Source organism: Luteimonas viscosa, from assembly GCF_008244685.1.
Lineage (GTDB): Bacteria > Pseudomonadota > Gammaproteobacteria > Xanthomonadales > Xanthomonadaceae > Luteimonas > Luteimonas viscosa.
The window spans coordinates 2,349,071-2,368,646 of sequence record NZ_VTFT01000001.1; the positions used below are offsets into that span (position 1 = coordinate 2,349,071).

Annotated in this window: 15 protein-coding genes; 13 read left to right on the forward strand and 2 right to left on the reverse strand. The window is 71.9% G+C overall.

Annotated features, from left to right (window positions below; all coding sequences use genetic code 11):
- Positions 1–86: 86 nt before the first annotated feature.
- The 12 genes from FZO89_RS18530 (at position 87) to FZO89_RS10450 (ending at position 13,865) form a co-directional block, all read left to right on the forward strand.
- Complete coding sequence (locus FZO89_RS18530) at positions 87–332, forward strand: hypothetical protein (protein WP_187471122.1); 246 nt, start codon at positions 87–89, stop codon at positions 330–332.
- 23 nt (positions 333–355) lie between these two features.
- Entirely contained in the window at positions 356–1,216 is an 861-nt protein-coding gene (locus tag FZO89_RS10400; RefSeq protein ID WP_187471123.1) for an SDR family oxidoreductase, read from the forward strand.
- Positions 1,203–2,435: an efflux RND transporter periplasmic adaptor subunit gene (locus FZO89_RS10405; protein WP_149103190.1), complete on the forward strand. Its 1,233-nt coding sequence runs from the start codon at positions 1,203–1,205 to the stop codon at positions 2,433–2,435. The genes FZO89_RS10400 and FZO89_RS10405 overlap by 14 nt, the downstream gene beginning before the upstream one ends.
- 310 nt (positions 2,436–2,745) lie before the next feature.
- On the forward strand, positions 2,746–5,922 hold the full coding sequence (locus tag FZO89_RS10410; protein ID WP_149103191.1) for an efflux RND transporter permease subunit: 3,177 nt from the start codon (positions 2,746–2,748) through the stop codon (positions 5,920–5,922).
- Between the two features lie 119 nt (positions 5,923–6,041).
- The gene (locus tag FZO89_RS10415) at positions 6,042–6,788 is read left to right on the forward strand and encodes an SDR family oxidoreductase (RefSeq protein WP_149103192.1); all 747 of its coding nucleotides are present in this window, start codon (positions 6,042–6,044) and stop codon (positions 6,786–6,788) included.
- The gene (locus FZO89_RS10420) at positions 6,782–8,251 is read left to right on the forward strand and encodes an efflux transporter outer membrane subunit (protein ID WP_149103193.1); all 1,470 of its coding nucleotides are present in this window, start codon (positions 6,782–6,784) and stop codon (positions 8,249–8,251) included. The genes FZO89_RS10415 and FZO89_RS10420 overlap by 7 nt, the downstream gene beginning before the upstream one ends.
- Before the next feature lie 205 nt (positions 8,252–8,456).
- Positions 8,457–9,062: a GTP cyclohydrolase I FolE gene (gene folE / locus FZO89_RS10425; protein ID WP_425480440.1), complete on the forward strand. Its 606-nt coding sequence runs from the start codon at positions 8,457–8,459 to the stop codon at positions 9,060–9,062.
- Complete coding sequence (locus tag FZO89_RS10430) at positions 9,063–9,446, forward strand: YchJ family protein (protein WP_149103195.1); 384 nt, start codon at positions 9,063–9,065, stop codon at positions 9,444–9,446.
- A 368-nt stretch (positions 9,447–9,814) separates the two neighbouring features.
- On the forward strand, positions 9,815–11,071 hold the full coding sequence (locus FZO89_RS10435; RefSeq protein WP_149103196.1) for a lytic murein transglycosylase: 1,257 nt from the start codon (positions 9,815–9,817) through the stop codon (positions 11,069–11,071).
- A 140-nt stretch (positions 11,072–11,211) separates the two neighbouring features.
- Positions 11,212–11,985: a hypothetical protein gene (locus FZO89_RS10440; protein ID WP_149103197.1), complete on the forward strand. Its 774-nt coding sequence runs from the start codon at positions 11,212–11,214 to the stop codon at positions 11,983–11,985.
- Positions 11,986–12,291: 306 nt separating this feature from the next.
- A complete protein-coding gene (locus tag FZO89_RS10445) occupies positions 12,292–13,542 on the forward strand; it encodes a TCR/Tet family MFS transporter (RefSeq protein ID WP_149103198.1) in 1,251 nt (416 codons plus the stop codon).
- Between the two features lie 89 nt (positions 13,543–13,631).
- Positions 13,632–13,865 carry a hypothetical protein gene (locus FZO89_RS10450; protein WP_149103199.1) on the forward strand — a complete coding sequence of 78 codons (234 nt, stop codon included), beginning with the start codon at positions 13,632–13,634 and terminating at the stop codon, positions 13,863–13,865.
- 46 nt (positions 13,866–13,911) lie between these two features.
- On the opposite strand, the gene FZO89_RS10455 is transcribed toward FZO89_RS10450, so the two are convergent.
- On the reverse strand, positions 13,912–14,322 hold the full coding sequence (locus tag FZO89_RS10455) for an I78 family peptidase inhibitor (protein WP_149103200.1): 411 nt from the start codon (positions 14,320–14,322) through the stop codon (positions 13,912–13,914).
- Positions 14,323–14,425: 103 nt separating this feature from the next.
- Positions 14,426–15,310, reverse strand: a complete 885-nt coding sequence (locus FZO89_RS10460) for a hypothetical protein (RefSeq protein ID WP_149103201.1) — start codon at positions 15,308–15,310, stop codon at positions 14,426–14,428.
- Positions 15,311–15,522: 212 nt separating this feature from the next.
- Here FZO89_RS10460 and FZO89_RS18660 point away from each other — a divergent pair, with 212 nt between their 5' ends.
- Positions 15,523–19,413: a patatin-like phospholipase family protein gene (locus FZO89_RS18660; protein ID WP_149103202.1), complete on the forward strand. Its 3,891-nt coding sequence runs from the start codon at positions 15,523–15,525 to the stop codon at positions 19,411–19,413.
- Positions 19,414–19,576 lie beyond the last annotated feature (163 nt).

Below are 19,576 nucleotides of genomic sequence, written 5' to 3' on the forward strand. Positions count from 1 at the left end.
TGGACAATTATTCCCTTGATTGGGGACTAATCAAGTCCTGATTGCAGGCGCAACCTAGGCGCCATTCCCGCCGATGGAGCGCCGACATGCGCACCGCCCCGCGTCGCCACCTGTCCTACGCCAGCCTCGTGCTGCTGCTCGCGGCCGACCTGCTGGCCCTGGGCGCACTGCTTCTGAATCAATGGCTTGAGATCGGCCAGGGATGGTCCTGGCTGCTCGCCGCGGGGGCCACCGCGGTCCTGATGCCGGCCCTGCTGTGGCTGGCAGACCGGGTGTTCGAAGCGGCCCGTTCTTTCGGAAACGTCACGATTTCGGGAGGAACAATCCCGTGAGCAGGACAATAGAACCCGGGACAATGCCTCGCGCGCTGGTGGTGCTGGGCGCCGGCGGCGGCATCGGGCGCGGCGTGGTCGAGGCCGCGGTCGAGGCCGGGCATGCGGTCGTCGCGGTCGGGCTGGACGAGGCCGGGCGGCTGGCCTTGCTCGAGCGCCACCCGCGCGCCGACGTGGTCGCAATGGCCGCGCCGATCGCCAGCGACGCCGACGCGGCCGCGCTCGCCACCCGCCTGCGCGGGATGGGTTGCGTCATCGACGGCGTGGTCGCCAGCCTCGCCGGCGAACATCCCTGCGGCCGCCTGATCGACGAGCCGGCCGACGTCCTCCAGCGCGCGCTCGACCAGGACCTGCTGCCGCATCTGTTCGCCGCGCGCCACCTGTTGCCGCTGCTCGGCGCCGGCGCGTCGGGCTACGTGCTGGTCGGCGGGCCGGGTGGACGCTATCCCTGGGCCGGCTACGGCCACTGTTCGATCGCCGCCGCGGCGCTGCGGATGATGGCGCGCGTGCTGCACGACGAGGCCGCGCGACATGGCCAGCGCGTGCAGTTGCTGTCGCTGGACGCGCCTGTCGCCGGCGCGCGCGAAAAGAACCGCAGCGCCGGCGCTTCGGACCAGGCCGTGGCGGTCGGCCGCCGCGCGCTGTCGATGCTCGACGCTGCGCGCGGCCGCCGGCCGGCGCCGATCCTCGACTACTCCGATGCCATGACCTCCCAGGTCATCGCCCGGGCGCCCCTTCGTGCGCCATCGTCGCATCCATCGGCCGAGCGCCACGCCGCCGACGACGCGCTGCTGCCCGCGCGCGACCTGCGCGCCGCACGCGCATTGCTCGATTCCATCGTCTCCCCCACGTCTCCAGGAAGCCTCCACGATGAACACTGCTGATCGCACTGCGATTCCGTTTACCCGAAGCCTGCGCCGCGCGCGCCTGGTCCCGGTGCTGCTGGCGGCCGCGCTCGCGGTGGCCTGCAGCAGCGAAGCCGCGCCCGGCGACGGCGCACCGCCGCCGCCGGAAGTCAGCGTCGCCGAAGTGGTGGCCAGGCCGGTGCGCCAGTGGGACGACTTCACCGGCCGCGTCAGCGCGATCGAGACGGTCGAGCTGCGCGCACGCGTCAGCGGCTACGTCGAGCGCGTGGCCTACGAGGAAGGGCAGGAGGTGCGCAAGGGCGACCTGCTGTTCTCGATCGACCCGCGGCCTTACCGCGCCGCGCTCGACCAGGCACTCGCCGAGCTCGAGCGGGCGCGCAGCGAATCGCGGCTGGCCCGTGCGCAGAACACGCGGGCCAAGGCGCTGGTCGATGCGCGTGTCATCTCGCGCGAGGAATTCGAGACGCGCAATGCCGCCAATGCCCAGGGCGATGCCGCGGTGCGCGCTGCCGAAGCCGCGGTCGCCGCGGCACGCCTGGACCTGCAGTTCACCCAGGTGCGTTCGCCGATCGACGGCCGCGCCGGTCGCGCGATGGTGACCACCGGCAACCTGGTCCAGGCCGATGCCACCCTCCTGACCACCGTGGTCTCGCAGGATCCGGTGCACGTCTACTTCGAAGCCGACGAGCAGACCTGGCTCCGCTACAGCCGCCTCGCCCGGGAGGGCGAGCGCGCCACCACCGACAACGCGGTCCGGGTGGCCCTCGCCGGCGAGGACGGCTATCCGCATGCGGGCACCGTCGACTTCGTCGACAACCGGGTCGATCCGGCCACCGGGACCATCCGCGCACGCGCCGTGCTGCGCAATCCCGAGCGCCTGTTCACCCCCGGCCTGTTCGCGCGCGTGCAGCTGGAAGGCAGCGGCGAATTCGACGCGCTGCTGGTGGACGACAAGGCGGTGCTGACCGACCAGGACCGCAAGTACGTCTACGTGCTCGGCGAGGACGACACCGCGCAGCGGCGCGACGTGGTGCTCGGCCGCGTGGTCGACGGGCTGCGCGTGGTGCAGTCCGGGCTGGAGCCGGGCGACCGCGTGATCGTCAACGGCGTGCAGAAGGTGTTCATGCCGGGCATGCCGGTGGCGCCCAAGCAGGTGGCGATGGAAACCCCGCCGCCGACCGGCGCGCCGCAGGTCGCGCAGGCCGCCGGGCCGGCGTCGCCCGAGCGGACGGACTGATCCAGCCGGAGGCCAGGGACGGCCATCCGGGCGCGGCGAAGGATCCGTCGGCTCGCGCACAGCGTTGCGCGGGACCCGCCAGACGGATCGCCGCTGCGCCAGGGATGACGGCACGCGCCGAAGGCCGACCGCCGGATCGCGCTTGCCACCGCCCGCAACATCGTTTCCCCCGGGCCGCCCCCCGGCCCGTCCGGCCGGTGGCCTTCCCCGACTCCTCCCTCGCAAGGGGAAGGTCGCCGGACCGGGTTTTTCTTCTCCCCATGCCGCGCGCCGCGCGTCATGAACGCGGCGCCGCCGCACAGGACACGCCATGGACTTCTCAAAATTCTTCATCGACCGGCCGATCTTCGCCGCGGTGCTGTCGATCGTGATCTTCGCCGCCGGGCTGATCTCGATCCCGCTGCTGCCGATCGGCGAATACCCCGAGGTGGTGCCGCCGTCGGTGGTGGTGCGCACCGTGTACCCGGGCGCCAATCCCAAGGTGATCTCCGAGACGGTGGCCACGCCGCTGGAGGAGGCGATCACCGGCGTCGAGGACATGATGTACGTCAAGTCGGTCGCCGGCTCCGATGGCGTGCTGCAGCTCACCGTCACCTTCAGCCCCGGCACCGATCCCGACGAGGCCACGGTCAAGGTGCAGAACCGCGTCTCGCAGGCGCTTGCGCGCCTGCCAGAGGACGTGCGCCGCCAGGGCGTGACCACGCAGAAGCAGTCGCCGGTATTCCTGATGGTGGTGCACCTGACCTCGGAGGACGGCCGTTACGACTCGCTGTACCTGCGCAACTACATGCGCCTGCACGTGCGCGACGAACTCTCGCGCATCAGCGGCGTGGGCGATGCGCAGCTGTTCGGCGGCGGCGACTACGCGATGCGCCTGTGGCTGGACCCGGACAAGATCGCCTCGCGCGGCCTGACCGCCGGCGACGTGCTGCGCGCGGTGCGCGAGCAGAACGTGCAGGTCTCGGCCGGCCAGCTCGGTGCCGAGCCGATGCCGAACGGCAGCGACTTCCTGCTGCCGATCAATGCGCGCGGCCGACTGCAGAGCGTCGAGGAATTCGGCGACATCGTGCTCGAGGCCGGCGCCGGTGGCGAGATCGTGCGCCTGCGCGACGTCGCCCGGATCGAACTGGCCGCCGGCGACTACACCCTGCGCGCGCGCCTGGACGGCAAGAACGCGGCCGCGATCGGCATCTTCCAGGCGCCCGGCGCGAACGCGCTGCAGATCCGCGACGCGGTGGTGGCGAAGATGGACGAGTTGCGGCCATCTCTGCCGCCCGGGGTGGAGATCCAGTCGATCTACGACACCACCATCTTCGTGCGCGATTCGATCAAGTCGGTCATCGTCACCCTGCTCGAAGCGGTCCTGCTGGTGGTGCTGGTGGTGATCCTGTTCCTGCAGACCTGGCGCGCTTCCATCATCCCGCTGCTGGCGGTGCCGGTCTCGATCGTGGGTACCTTCGCGGTGCTCAACCTGCTCGGCTTCTCGATCAATACCCTGACCCTGTTCGGCCTGGTGCTGGCGATCGGCATCGTGGTGGACGATGCGATCGTGGTGGTGGAGAACGTCGAGCGCCATATCGAGGAAGGCGCGCAACCGCTCGAGGCCGCGCACCTGGCGATGCGCGAGGTGTCGGGGCCGATCGTCGCCATCACCCTGGTGCTGTGCGCGGTGTTCGTGCCGATGGCGTTCCTCGACGGCGTGACCGGCCAGTTCTACAAGCAGTTCGCGGTCACGATCGCGGTCGCCACGGCGATCTCCGGCCTGAACTCGCTGACCCTGTCGCCTGCGCTGGCGGCCAAGCTGCTCAAGCCGCACGGCGCGCCGCCCGATGCGCTCGGCCGCCTGATCGAGCGCCTGTTCGGCTGGGTGTTCCGCCCGTTCAACCGCTTCTTCAAGCGCAACTCGGAGCGCTACGAGGGCGCGGTGTCGCGCACGCTGGGCCGTCGCGGGGCGGTGTTCGTGGTCTACCTGGTGCTGCTGGCGGGCGCGGGCCTGATGTTCAAGGCGGTGCCGGCGGGCTTCATCCCGGTGCAGGACAAGCTGTACCTGATCGCCGGCGTGAAGATGCCCGAGGGCGCGTCGATCGAGCGCACCGACGCGGTGCTCAAGCAGATGGCCGCGATCGCCAAGGACGTCGACGGCGTCGCCAGCGAGGTCGCGTTCCCGGGCCTGAACCCGCTGCAGTTCACCAACACGCCCAACAACGGCGTGGTGTTCTTCACCCTCGATCCATTCTCGGAGCGCTCGCGCACCGCGGAGGAGATCACCGCCGAGCTCAACCAGAAGTTCGCCTCGATCCAGGAGGGCTTCACCTTCGCCTTCATGCCGCCGCCGATCCAGGGCCTGGGCAACGGCTCCGGCTGGTCGCTGTTCGTCGAGGACCGCACCCGGCTGGGCTACGGCGCGCTGCAGGACGCGGTGCAGGCGTTCCAGGGCGCGGCCTCGCAGACGCCGGGGATGGGCTTTCCGATCACCAGCTACCAGGCCAACGTGCCGCAGCTCGATGCCGAGGTCGACCGGGTCAAGGCCAAGGCCCAGGGCGTGCCGCTGACCGAACTGTTCGAGACCCTGCAGGTGTACCTGGGTTCTGCCTACGTCAACGACTTCAACATGTTCGGCCGCACCTGGCAGGTGATCGCGCAGGCCGACGGCGGCTTCCGCGACGAAGTCACCGACATCGCCAGCCTGCGCACCCGCAACGAAGCCGGCGCCATGGTGCCGATCGGGTCGATGGTCGACGTGCGCCAGACCTACGGTCCCGATCCGGTGATCCGCTTCAACGGCTATCCGGCCGCCGACCTGCTGGGCGAGGCCGACCCGCGCGTGCTGTCCTCGGGCGAGGCGATGGCGAAAGTCACCGAGCTCGCGCAGCAGGTGCTGCCGACCGGCATGGGCATCGACTGGAGCGACCTGAGCTACCAGCAGGCCACCCAGGGCGACGCCGCGCTGGTGATCTTCCCGCTCGCGGTGCTGCTCGCCTTCCTGGTGCTGGCGGCGCTGTACGAGAGCTGGACCCTGCCGCTGGCGGTGATCCTGATCGTGCCGATGACGATGCTCGCCGCGCTGTTCGGCGTGTGGCTGAGCGGCGGCGACAACAACGTGTTCGTGCAGGTCGGCCTGGTGGTGCTGATGGGGCTGGCGTGCAAGAACGCGATCCTGATCGTGGAGTTCGCGCGCGAGCTGGAGCTGCAGGGCAAGGGCATCGTGGAAGCGGCGCTGGAAGCCTGCCGCCTGCGTCTGCGCCCGATCGTGATGACCTCGGTGGCGTTCATCGCCGGCACCGTGCCGCTGGTGCTCTCCAGCGGCGCCGGCGCCGAGGTGCGCTCGGTCACCGGCATCACCGTGTTCGCCGGCATGCTCGGCGTCACCGCCTTCGGCCTGTTCCTCACCCCGGTGTTCTACGTCGCGCTGCGCAAGCTGGCCAACCGGCCGCTGGTGTCGCACGCGCCGGCGCATGCATCGACCGCGGCACGGCTAGACGCATGATGCTGCGGCGCCCGGAACCGGCGAGCCCCGGCGCGAACCGGTTCCCGCACTGACGATGGCGCGGCGACCTGCGCCGCGCCCCACTCCCATTCCCCCATCGACGCAAGGACAACATCCAGATGAACACCGTTTCCAGAATCGCCCTGGTCACCGGCGCCACCCGCGGCATCGGCTTCGAGACCGTCCGCCAGCTGGCGGAAAATGGCGTGCACACGCTGCTGGCCGGACGCAATCGCGAGCGTGCGGTCGAGGCCGCGCTGAAACTGCAGGCGCAGGGACTGCCGGTCGAGGCCATCGTGCTCGACGTCACCGACGCGGCCAGCATCGACGCGGCGGTCGCCGACGTCGAACGACGCCACGGCCGGCTCGACATCCTCGTCAACAACGCCGGCATCGCGATCGACGCCGCCGACAAGGGCGTCTCCGGGCAGTCGCTCGAGACCTGGCGCACCACGTTCGACACCAACGTGTTCGGACTGATCGCCGTGACCCGGGCCTTCCTGCCGCTGCTGCACAAGTCCACGGCCGGACGCATCGTCAACGTGTCCAGCGCGCTGGGCTCGGTGACCCTGCACGCCGATCCGTCTTCCTTCATCTACGACTTCAAGATCCCCGCCTACAACGTCTCCAAGAGCGCGGTGAACGCCTGGACCGTGCAGCTGGCGTACGAACTCAGGGACAGCACGATCAAGGTCAACACCATCCACCCGGGTTACGTGAAGACCGAAATGAACCACGTCGACGGCGAGCAGCGCGGCGAGCTCGAGGTGCCCGATGGCGCGCGCACCAGCGTGCGCCTGGCGCTGATCGACGACGACGGTCCGAACGGAGGCTTCTACTACCTCGACGAGGTGCTGCCATGGTGACCCGCCTCGCGATCACGACGCTGGCCGCCGCGCTGCTGGCGGCCTGCGCGGTGGGCCCCGACCACGTGCGGCCGCAGGTAGCCGTGCCCGACCGCTTCGGCGCCGATGACGCGACCACCGGCGAGGCCGCCGCACCATCGGCGGACGCTACCGCGCCGGCCGGATTCGACGATGCCTTCCTGCAGGGCCTGGGCGATGAACAGCTGGCCGGCCTGGTGCGCGACGCGCTGCATGCGAACCACGACCTGCGCATCGCGCTGACCCGCTACGACCGCGCCAACGCGCTGTTGCGCGGTTCGCGCCTCGACGCCCTGCCGACCATCACCGCCCAGGGTGAGGCCGCGGACGTGCGCGGCAGCGCCGACCAGGCGCCGGGCGTGGGCCGCGAGGCGCGCGATGGCGAGCAGTGGAGCGCCGGCATCTCGGCCAGCTGGGAACTCGACCTGTTCGGCCGCGTGCGCCGTGGCATCGAGTCCGGTCGCGCCGAGGCCGAGGCCAGCGCCGCCGACCTGCGCGCGATGCAGGTCGCGATCGCCGGCGAGGTCGCGCGCACCTACGTCGAGCTGCGCGGCACCCAGGAGCGCTTGCGCGTGGCCGTCGCCAACCGCGACAACCAGCAGCAGACCCTGGACCTGGTGCAGGCGCGCCTGGATGCCGGGGCCGGCACCGAGTTCGACATGGTCCGCGCCCGCGCGCAGCTGGAAACGACCGCGGCGCGGGTCCCGGCGCTGGAGGCGCAGCGGCAGGTGGCCATGCACCGGCTGGCGGTGCTGACCGGACGCGACCCGACCGCGCTGGTCGCCACCCTCGCCCCGCAGCGTGCGTTGCCGGCGTTGCCGCCGCGGATCGATCCCGGCGCGCCCGGCGAACTGCTGCGGCAGCGTCCCGATGTCGCCGCCGCCGAAGCCCGGCTGCATGCCGCGACCGCGCGCATCGGCGTCGCCACCGCGGACCTGTTCCCGCGCTTCACCCTCGGCGGGCTGATCGGCAGCCAGGCGATCGACTCGAGCGCGCTGTTCGAGCGCGACAGCGAGACGCGGATCGTCGCGTTGGGCATCGACTGGTCGTTCCTCGACATCGGCCGCGTACGCGCCCGCATCGCAGCGGCCGATGCCGATGCCGAGGGCGAACTCGCGCGCTACCAGCAGTCGGTGCTGCTGGCGCTCGAAGACGCCGAGAACGCGCTCGTGCGCCATGGGCGCGCGCGCACCGAGGACGCGCACCTGGAACGCGCCGCGATCGATGCCGAACAGGCGGCGCAGCTGGCGCGTGCGCGCTTCGAGGCGGGGGCGTCCGGCCTGTTCGACGTGCTCGACGCCGAACGCGTGCAGTTGCAGGCGCAGGACGCCTTCGCCGATGGCCGTACCCGCAGCGTCGCCAGCGCGGTGGCGCTGTACCGCGCGCTGGCCGGCGGCTGGCCGCGGGTGCTGCCGGAGCGCGAGCGGATCGCCGGGCGCCGCTGAGCCGCGCCCGGCGGGCCGCGTCGCCGCCGCGTGCGAGGCCTGCGCAGGGTGCGCCCGGGGGTGACGGTCGGCGGAGAGCGGCTGAAGGCCCCGGGCCGTCGGGTCCACGCGCTGCTTCGCCGGATGGCATGCCGCGAAGCGGGTCCGCCGATTTTCGTCGCGCGCTACCATGTGCACCCGCTTTGCCTGCCCGCCGGAGCCTGCCGTGACCGATTCCCACGACCACCGCAACGGCGTGCCGCGCACGCAGGCCGAGGACGCGGTGCGCACCCTGCTGCGCTGGGCCGGCGAGGACCCGGCGCGCGAGGGTCTGCTCGACACGCCCAAGCGCGTGGTCAACGCCTACACCGAGTGGTTCAGCGGCTATGCGCTCGATCCGGACGAATACCTCGCGCGCACATTCGAGGAGGTCGCCGGCTACGACGAAATGATCGTGCTGCGCGACATCGAGTTCGAAAGCCATTGCGAGCACCACATGGCGCCGATCATCGGCCGCGTGCACGTGGGCTACCTGCCCGACGGCAAGGTGGTGGGCATCAGCAAGCTCGCGCGCGTGGTCGAGGCCTATGCCCGCCGCTTCCAGGTGCAGGAGAAGATGACCGCGCAGATCGCCGGCTGCGTGCAGCGCGCGCTGGCGCCGCTGGGCGTGGGCGTGGTGGTGGACGGCAGCCACGAATGCATGACCACGCGCGGGGTGCACAAGCGCGGCGTGAGCATGGTCACCTCGACCATGCTCGGCAGCTTCCGCGAGGACGCGCGTACCCGCGACGAGTTCCTGCGCTTCATCGAGGGCGGCGGCGGCCGTCGCTAGGTGGGGGCCTGTCCCTGTGGCACCGGCCGCGACTACGCCGACTGCTGCGGACCGCTGCACGACGGCGCGCCGGCGCGCGATGCCGAGGCGCTGATGCGCTCGCGTTACAGCGCGTACGTGCGCGAGGACGCGAACTACCTGCTGCGCAGCTGGCATCCGACCACGCGCCCGGGCGAACTGTCGTTCGACGCACCGAAGACGCAGCGCCCGACCTGGCTCAAGCTCGACGTGCTGCGCCATGTCGCGACCGGCGTGGACAGCGCCGAGGTCGAGTTCGTCGCCCGCTATCGCATCGGCGGTGGCTCGGTGGTGCGCATGCGCGAATGCAGCCGTTTCGTGCGCGAGGATGGGCGCTGGCTCTACCTGGAAGCGGTGCAGGACTGATTGGATCGGGTCCGGCGCATGGGGTGCGCGTCGGCTGGGTACCGCGGAGGGCGCGGAGGCGTCACGCGCGGTGGAGGCGGGAGGCCGTCCCCGGGTGCGCTGCGCTTGCCCGGGCTACGTGTCGTGGAGATGCGTAGCCCGGACAAGGCCGAAGGCCGCCGTCGGGGTGGAGGTGTGCTGCGCAATGGGTGTGGCGGGGGCACCGTCCCCGGGTGCGCTGCGCTTACCCGGGCTACGCGGCGACGCGGTGGGCCTTGCGGGCGGAATCGCGCCGTGTGAATGCGCCGCGAACCGGTGCGCCGCCTTGCATGTGGCGCTTCGGGACGCGCGGCTATGCTGCGCGCTCGTATGTGTGCGGGAGCCCTTCCATGATCCGGTCCCTCGTCCTTGCCCTGGCCTGCGCAGCGCCGGCCCTGACTGCGGCTGCCCAGCAGGCCCCTGCACCTCCGGTGCCCGCACCCGCACCTGCACCTGCACCCGCTGCCGCGCCAGATCCGGCCTACGACACCTGCGTCGCCAACCGCCTGCGCCCGCAGGCGATCGCACGCGGTATCCCGGGCGAGGCCTTCGACCGCTACATGGCCGGCGTGACCGCTGACCGCAGCGTGCTCGACCTGCTCGACGCGCAGCCCGAGTTCACCACGCCGATCTGGGACTACCTCGCCGGCCTGGTCGACGAGCAGCGCGTGACCGACGGACGCGCGATGCTCGAGACGCACCGCGACCTGCTGGCGACGGTCTCGGCGCGCTACGGCGTCGATCCGGAGACCATCGTCGCGGTGTGGGGCGTGGAGAGCGACTACGGCCGCGTGCACGGCAAGCGCCCGCTGCTGCAGTCGCTGTCGGTGCTGTCGTGCTTCGGCCGGCGCCAGGCGTTCTTCCGCGACGAATTCCTGGCCACGTTGAAGCTGCTGCACGACGGCGACCTGCGCGATCCGGCGATCACCGGTTCCTGGGCCGGCGCGTTCGGGCATACGCAGTTCATGCCCACCACCTACGCGCGCATCGCGGTCGACGGCGACGGCGACGGCCGCCGCGACCTGGTCGACAGCATCCCCGACGCGCTGGCATCGACCGCGAACTATCTCAAGCGCAGCGGCTGGCAGACCGGGCGCCCCTGGGGCTTCGAGGTGAAGGTGCCCGGGAACTTCGACGTGGCGCTCGCGGGCCGCACCAGCCGGCGGCCTCTCTCGGACTGGGTGGCGCGCGGCGTGGTGCGCGTCGACGGCGGTGCGATCGCGCCTTCGGATGCGCGCAGCGCGATCCTGCTGCCCGCGGGGCGCAAAGGTCCGGCGTTCCTGGTGTTCCGCAACTACGATGCGATCTATTCCTACAACGCCGCCGAGAGCTACGCGCTGGCGATCGCCACGCTCGCCGACCGCCTGCGCGGCGGAAGCGGGCTCGCGACGCCGTGGCCCACCGACGACCCGGGCCTGTCGCGCGCGCAACGTCGCGAACTGCAGACCCTGCTGCTCGCCCGCGGCCACGCCATCGGCGAGGCCGACGGCATGATCGGCACCAACACGCGACGCGCGATCGTGGTCGAACAGCAGCGCCTGGGGCTGGCACCGGCCGATGGCCGCGCCGGCACCAGGATCCTGGAGATGCTGCGCGCCGCGCAGTAGGCAGGCATCGATCTCCGGGCCGGCGCGCGCACCGCGCCAGCGTCGCGGCGGCGAGGCCCGGCGCTGGGGTTTGCCCCAGCTGGAAGCGATGCGCCAGCCGCCTATGCTCGACGCAACGCATTCAGCCAGGGATGTTCGCCATGAGCGATGGCAGCGACGGCGCCGGCGGCGTCGGCAACGACGGCGGCAACAGCGCCGACAATGGCGTCGGCGCGGCCGACAGTGCGACTGGTCTGGGCGAGGCGATGGCCGACGCCGTCAGCGGGCTTGCCGATGCGGTCAGCCAGGCGCTGGGACTCGATGCCGACGCGCTCGGCAACGCCCTGTCGGGCCTGGCCGATGCGCTCGGGCTGGAGACGCAGGACCTGCAGGACATCGTCGGCGCGGCCCTGCTCGGCGCCATCACCGGTGGACTGCCGGGCGCGGTGATGGGCGTGGTCAACGGCCTGGTCGGTGGCAGTCTGAGCGATGCCGCGCGCGACGCGGTGGCGGCGAACGTGCCCGAGGCGATGCAGCCGTTCGCCAATCTCGCCATCGACGCATTCGCCAGTCGCGTGCCAGGCGCCAACACATCGCTGGACAGTGCCCTGGCCAGCTTCGCCAGCGGCGCGCTGACCAATGGCCGCGCGCCGGACATCGGCGACATCGGTGCGGTCGCCCGCTCGCTGGCCGACGTGCGTTCGCTTGCGAACGGCGTGGTCTCGGGGCTCGACGTCTCCAGTGCGGACGCCGCCGCGGCCAGTATCGAGCGCGCGCTCGGAACCCACTTCGCCGAAGCGCGCGCGATCGCCACCGGCGTGGCCGACGGTTTCGCGCGCAGCGGCACCGCCCATGCCGATGGCGGCCATGGCCCGTTCGGCGATGGCGTCGAGGCGCTGGCGGTGGACGTGGTCCGGATGCTCGCCAACCGCTGACCACGCTTCGCGCTGCTCTGGCGGGCACCTCGCCGGCGTGGCAGTCCGGTGGCATGCGACCGCCGCCCCGGGCCGCGGTCGGCAAGGACGGCTGCCAGATCCGCCAAGCCACGCGTGGCCTGCACCGTGCATCCGTGCGCTGCTTGCGGGGAGTCTTTCGCGAGGCGGTCTTGCGGCGAACGCGACCGGCGCCTGCGTGTCAACGGGCCAAGCGCGTGGCCCGCGCGGTCCGCGAACCGTCTCGCGGCCCACGGTATGGCCGCGGGATTCGCGGATAATGGGTGATCCCACTTCCTGGCGGCCCGCGTGAGCGAACCGACGGCATCCCGGCGCAAGGCCGCGCTGGTCTTCATCTTCCTGGTCGTGCTGATCGACGTGCTGGCGTTCGGGTTGATCATCCCGGTGCTGCCGCACCTGGTGGACCAGTTCACCGGCAGCAAGGCGCAGGCGGCGCTGTGGATCGGCGTGTTCGGCACGGTGTTCGCGGCGGTCCAGTTCATCTGCTCGCCGATCCAGGGCGCGCTCTCGGACCGCTACGGGCGGCGCCCGGTGATCCTGCTCTCGTGCCTGGGCCTGGGCCTGGATTTCGTGATCATGGCGCTGGCGCCGACGCTGTGGTGGCTGCTGGTGGCGCGCGTGTTCTCGGGCATGTTCTCGGCGAGTTTCACCACCGCCAACGCCTACGTGGCCGACATCATCGCGCCGGAGCAGCGGGCGAAGAGCTACGGGATGATCGGCGCCGCGTTCGGCGTCGGCTTCACCATCGGCCCGGTGCTCGGCGGCTGGCTCGGCGAGATCGACCTGCGCCTGCCGTTCTGGTTCGCGGCGGGGCTGGCGCTGCTCAACTTCTGCTACGGCCTGTTCGTGCTGCCCGAATCGCTGCCGCGCGAATCGCGCGCGACGCGCTTCGACTGGGCGGCGACCCGCCCGCACGCGGCGATCGTGCTGATCGCGCGCTATCCGTCGATCGTCGGCCTGGCCGCGGTGGTGTTCATCGCCAACCTCGCCCACTACGTGTATCCGAGCGTGTTCGTGCTGTTCGCCGACGTGCGCTACGGCTGGGGACCCTGGCAGGTGGGGTGGGTGCTGTTCCTGGTGGGCGTGTGCAGCGTGATCGTCAACGTCGCGGTGGTCGGGCGTGCGGTCAAGGCGTTCGGCGAGCGCCGCGCGCTGATCCTGGGCCTGGGCTGCGGCGTGGCCGGTTTCGTGGTCTACGCGTTCGCGCCGCAGGGCTGGATCTTCCTGCTCGGCCTGCCGGTCAGCGCGCTGTGGGCGATCGCCGCGCCCGCCAGCCAAGCGCTGATCACGCGCCAGGTGGACAAGGACATGCAGGGCCGCATCCAGGGCGCGCTGATGAGCCTGGTGTCGGTGGCGGGGATCATCGCGCCGATCTCGTTCGCCAGCGTGTTCGGCCTGTTCATCGGCGAACGCGCGCCGGTCGAGTTCCCGGGTGCGCCATGGATGCTGGCGGCGGTGCTGCTGGCGACCGCGGCGCTGATCGCGTGGCGCTACGCGCCGCGGGCGCAAGCCAACGATGCGTTGGCCGAGCCGGGCTGAACGCTCGCCGGGCCGCGTGGCCGGCGAGTCTGTCGCGGCGTGCAGCGGGGTGCGAGGATCACGGACCCACCGACCGGAGGAGGACCGGGATGCGGATGATGACCGGAATGGCGCTGGCCGTGTTGCTGCTCGCCGGCTGCGCCGGCTACGAATATCGCGACACCAACGCGGCGGTCGATCGCGATCCTGCCTGCGCGAGCCGCGCAGATCGCCCGGGCGAGCCGGTCTCGCTCGCGTGCGAGCGCAAGACCGAGGCGAAATGGAACGTCGAGCGCAAGGACGCGGCGCCGATCGACTTCAGCGGCAAGCCCAGGGACGACTGAGCGCAGACCGCCCCGCGCAGCCGCAAGGTACGCGGGGCGGGGGCCGTCAGCCGCAGGCGATCCGTTCGATCACGCCGGCATCGTCGGTGTGGATGTTCAGGCGATCCTCGCGGAAATCCATGGTCGCCGCGTCGTCGGGCTTGAGCACCCGCACGCTGGCCGAGCCGCTGTCGGCAGTGGCCTGTGCGACCAGCGCCTCGGTGGCCTCCTGGCCGACCAGGTCCTGCACCGCATCGGCGTTGCAGAGGCTCGGCGTCTCGTCCGCATTGACGGCGGGAGGCGGCGTCGGCCCGGCGGAGGCGGGTGGACGGGTGTCCGCCGGCGTGTCGGCCGGATCGACGGCGGCCGGCGGCGCCGGCTCCTGGGAACCGGGCGCGCAGGCGCCGAGCAGCAGGACCAGCGTTGCCGACAGCATGGCGACGGGAATGGCGCGGGTTCGACGGGGGGCTTGGACCATGACGGGCCTCCTTGGCTCGACGGATTCAGGTTGGGGGGCGCCACCATAGCGCCCCGTTCCTGAAGACTTTCCGGCCGCGCCGGGCGCGCGGGTTCGGGGCCGTTCAGCCCACCGCGCCACGCTTCGCCACCGGCAGCGCGTGCCGGATCATCGCGTTGAAGCCGGTCGCGAGCAGGCCGAAGCCGGCTTCGGTGGGATGGATCTCGTCGTACCAGAAGCCGCGATCGTCGACCGAACCGATGCCCGAGAAGTCGGCGTACGAGAACAGCTGCGGCCAGGCCGCGCGGGTGGGCACGAGCACCTGGTCGCGGAAGCCATCCACCATCAGGCGCCAGGCGAAACGCTCGGCCTCGGCCTTGCTCCCCAGGATCGGACGCATCACCGGCCACAGCCACGGCCCCACCGTGCCCATCACCACCGCAGCCAGGCCGAGGTTGCCGACCGTCAGCGCGCCCTCCTTGCCGATCGCATGGCGCGACAGCGGGGCGTAGCCGTGGCCGACGACGCGGAAGTCGTCGCCGACGGTCGCCATCGCCGACAGCAGCGTGTCGTAGCGCGCGCGCAACCGCTCGAACACGCCGTGCGCGACCACCGCCTCGAACGCGGCGTCGGCATCCATCCGGCCGCGGCCGGCGAACACCCGTGCCAGGCGTTCGCCGAGGCAGTCGTTGCCGCCGATGCTCAGGCACAGCAGGTCGAAGCCGCGCGCGGCGAAGCGTTCGGCATTGTTGCGGCAGGCCGCTGGCGTGAGCATCTGCGCGGCCGTGAAACCGGGTCCGCCGAGCCGGATCGACATGCCGTCGATGCGCGCGAAGCTGTTCCAGCACAGGTTCCTGTATAGCGGCGTGCTGAACCAGGAATCGCCCCAGTAGGCGATCAACGGACGCCGTTCGAGGTAGGCGCGCCATTCCCGCCGCAGGCGAGAGCCCGGCGTGCCGCTGGCGGCGCGAAGCTGGCTCCAGTTGTCGTAGATGCGCTTGAGTGTCATGCCGCCGTCTCCTGCCGCGAGTGTGGTCCGGCCTGCGGGACTCCGCCAGTCCCGGTCGCGCCGCATGGAGCACGCGCGCGACCCGCCCCCAGCACGCACCAACGCCCCACGGGCGCGGCCGCGGCCATCGCCGCCGCGGCCGCGCGACGCGCCCGGCCGCGTTTGCACTACAGTGGCTCCGGGGGGATCTGCCAACGCACACGGAGGATGCGGTGCGCCTGCAGAACATGTTGCCGCCGGCCCTGAAGGCACGCTGGGGCGGCGCCGCGGCGCCGGCCGCTCCCGACATCGACGCGGTCAAGGCGGCCGAGCTCCACACCATCCTCGGCGGCGGCCTGCGCGGCGATCCGGCCGGGGTCGAGGCCTGGGGCCTGGCGCTCTCGGGCGGCGGGATCCGCAGCGCGACGTTCGGTCTCGGCGTGCTGCAGGCGCTGGCGCGCAATGGCCTGCTCAAGTGCTTCCACTACCAGTCGACCGTGTCCGGCGGCGGCTACATCGGCGCCTTCCTGCAGGCGCTGATCCGCCGCCACGGCTTCGAACGCGCGTTCCGCACGCTGGCGCCCCGCAGTGGCGACGATCGCCCCGACGAGGCATCGCCCGGCACCCGGCCGATCCGCCACCTGCGCGAGTACAGCAACTACCTCAGTCCGCGGAAGTCGCCGTTCTCCGGCGATACCCTGGGTATGGTCGGCACCTACGTGCGCAACGTGCTGCTGGTGCAGGCGCAGCTGTGCGCGCTGATCCTGGCGCTGTGCCTGCTGCCGCTGCTGCTGTACGCGGGCGCGGACGAGGTGACGCGACGCAATCCCACGCTGCTGCTGTCGCTGGCCGGCCTGACCGGGATGCTGGCGATCGTGCTGCTTGCCTACGTGAGCACCTACGCCAATCGCCGTACCCAGCCGGCCTCGGGCGAGATGCCGCCGCCGCCACGCCGGGTGGTGCTGGCGGCACTGGCGACGATCGTCGCGCTGGCGGTCGCGTCGATGCTGGGTGCGCTCGGCCTGGCCCGGTTCGAGCGCCTGCCGGGACTGTTCGCGACCGCACTGGGCTGGTTGCCGCGGGCCTGGACCGAAGGCTTCGACCTGGGCATCGTGACCGCGGCGCTGTACCTGCTGATGTGGCACGCCTGGCTGCTGCTCGACCCATGGTATTCGCGCCTGGTGGCGACCGGCGATGCGCCGCCGCCGGCGCTGCAGCGGCACCCGTGGCGCTTCGTGCTGGCGACGGTGGGCGCGGCGGCGTTCGCGGGCGTGGCGATCATGCTGCTGCGCGACTGGCTGTCGGGCTGGCAGGCGGTCGGCAGCCTCTGGCACATCCTCGCCTTCGGCCCGCCGCTGGTGGTGGCCGCGGTGGTGCTGACCGCGATCGTGCACCTGGGCCTCGCCGGCCCGGCGATGAGCGACCTGCAGCGCGAGATCTGGGCGCGCGTGGGCGGCAAGACCTGTGCGCTGGTGGCGCTGGGCATGACGCTCACGCTGGCGCTGACGATCTACGGCCCGTGGCTGATGCGCTATGGCGCCGGGCAGGGCGTGCAGGCCTTGTCGGGCGCGGGCTGGGCCGGCGTGCTGGCGTGGGTGTCGACCACCGGCATCGGCCTGCTGGTCGCGCACGGCAAGCGCGACGGCAGCGAGCGGGGCAAGCGTTCCCGCCTGCTCGACCTGGTGGCGCGCACCGCGCCATGGGTGTTCCTGCTCGGCCTGCTGATCGCGCTCAGCCTGGCCGGTCACGTGCTGCTGCAGGCGGCCGGACCGGTCCTCGAGCGGCTGGCAGGCGGGGTTCCGGGACCGGTCGCGGCGCTGGAGAGCCAGCGCGTCGGCGCCTATCTGGGGCACCTGCATGCCGTGGTCGTCGGCCACCCGCGCGCCCTGCTGCTGCTGATCGCCGGCGCGCTGGCGGTGTGGCTGCTGTTCGGCTGGGCGGTGAACGTCAACGAGTTCAGCCTCAACGCCTTCTACCGCAACCGGCTGGTGCGCTGCTACCTCGGTGCGAGCAACGACCACCGCAACCCCGAACCCACCACCAACTTCGACGTGCAGGACGACCTGGTGCTGGCCGACCTGGTGGAAGTCGTGCGCCACGACGGCGCACGGCCGCTGTATCCGCTGGTCGGCACCGCGCTGAACATGGTCGCGGCCAAGCAGCTCGACTGGCAGGACCGCAAGGCCGCCTCGTTCTGCCTCACGCCTGGCTGGTGCGGCTACCTGCCGCCGGACTCGCGCGCGGGCGACGCACCGATCGGCGATCGCGCGGCGGCCACCGCGGGCACCGCCGGCGCGGCGCCGGGCGGCGCGCACGCCGACTCGCTGGCGGCCTCGCTCACCCTGGGCAGCGCGATCGCGATCTCCGGCGCCGCGGTCAACCCGAACATGGGCTACCACAGCTCGCCCGCGGTGACCTTCCTGCTCACCCTGTTCGACGCGCGCCTGGGCTGGTGGCTGCCCAACCCGCGCCATCCCGAGCATCCGCGCGCGGACAGTTCGCCGTTCTTCGGCCGCTGGCTGCTGGCCGAGCTGCTCGGGCGCACGCATGCCGGCGGCAAGTTCGTGCACCTGTCCGACGGCGGTCATTTCGAGAACCTCGGCCTGTACGAGCTGGTGCGGCGCCGGTGTCGCTTCATCCTCAGCGTCGACGCCGCCGCCGACGGCGACCGCGCGTTCGCCGACCTCGGCAATGCCGTGCACAAGTGCCGGGTCGATTTCGGCGCCGACATCGACATCGACGTCGCCGCGCTGGCCGCGCGCGACGGCGCCCTGGCCGAGCGCAGCTGCGCGGTGGGACGGATCACCTACGCGGACGGCAGCGTGGGCACCCTGCTGTACCTCAAGCCGACCCTGACCGGCGAGGAGCCGGCCGACATCGCCCACTACGCGCGCAGCCACGACTGCTTCCCGCACGAGCCGACCTCCGACCAGTTCTTCGACGAGGCGCAGTTCGAAAGCTACCGCCGGCTCGGCGAGGACATCGCCCAGCGCGCGCTGGACCCGGCGCTCGAACGCGTCGACGCCGCACCCGGATCGCCGGCCCACGACCAGCTCGGGTTGTACGACTCCGCGCTCAAGGACAAGCTGCTGATCGCGCTGCGCCAGCGCTGGGTGGCGCCGTTGCCCGGCGTCGCCGACCGCTTCGCGCTGCACGGCAAGGCGCTGACCCGGCTGTTCGGCAAGCTGCGCGACACGCCGGCGCTGGCGGTGCTCGATGCGCAGTTCTACCCGGCCTGGACCGACCTGGTCGAGGGCGCGTCGTCGCGCCCCGGCGCCGCGCCGCCCTCGCCGCTGGAGCGGCGCACGCGGCTGCCCGCGCCGGAGGATTTCCGTGCCTGCTTCTACTTCTGCCAGGAGCTGATCCGGGTGATGGAGGCGGTCTACCACGACCTCGACCTGGAGCATGCCTGGGACCATCCCGACAACCGCGGCTGGCTCAACGCGTTCCGGCACTGGAGCTGGGCGCCGATGTTCCGCATCGCCTGGATCGTCGGCGCGCCCACCTCCGGTGCCCGCTTCGTCGCGTTCTGCCAGCAGCGGCTGGACCTGCCGCGACTGGACAACGATGGCGAGGACCGCCACCGCGTGCTGCGGCTCGAGCGGCACGAAGTGCCGCCCGGCGGCGACTGGCGGGGCCTGTGCGACGGCTTGATGGCCGGCGGCACGATCAACCACATCGAGCACTCGATCCTGCTCTCGGATCCGCTGTGCAAGCACGCGGTGCGGCCGACCCACCTGTACGTGCTGCGTCTGAAGTGGTCGGCGGTGCTCGCGCGCACCGGCACCGACATGGGCGACAGCACGCTGGGCGTGGCCGCGATGGCGGAGGGCACGCTGCGCCTGCTGCGCGTGCAGGACCATGTGAGACGGCTGGGCCTGGCGACCGAGTTCATGCGCCTGCTGATCAACCGCGAGGTGGTCTCGGAGGTCGACGTCCGCAGCGGCTACTACGGTCTCGGCGGCGTCTGCCGCAACCGCCGCGCGCAGCAGGTGCGGGCCTGGCTCGAGCAGGCGCTGGCCCTGGCCCGCAAGCGCCAGCGCGCGCGCAACGACGCGGCGCGGGCGAAGCGCGAGGCGCGTCGCGCGCGCAGGCAGGCACCGCCGCCGGCGCCTGTCGAATGACCTGTGCGGCGGGAGTGCGACTCCCGCCGTGGCGCCTGTCGATGCACTGCGCGGCGCGCCGACCGATGCCACCGCGTGGTGAATCCTCTGGAGGCTCCGGCCGCGGTGCGTGACACGCCACCGGCCCGCCCGCGTCAGCCATCAAGACCCGCACACGCGTGGC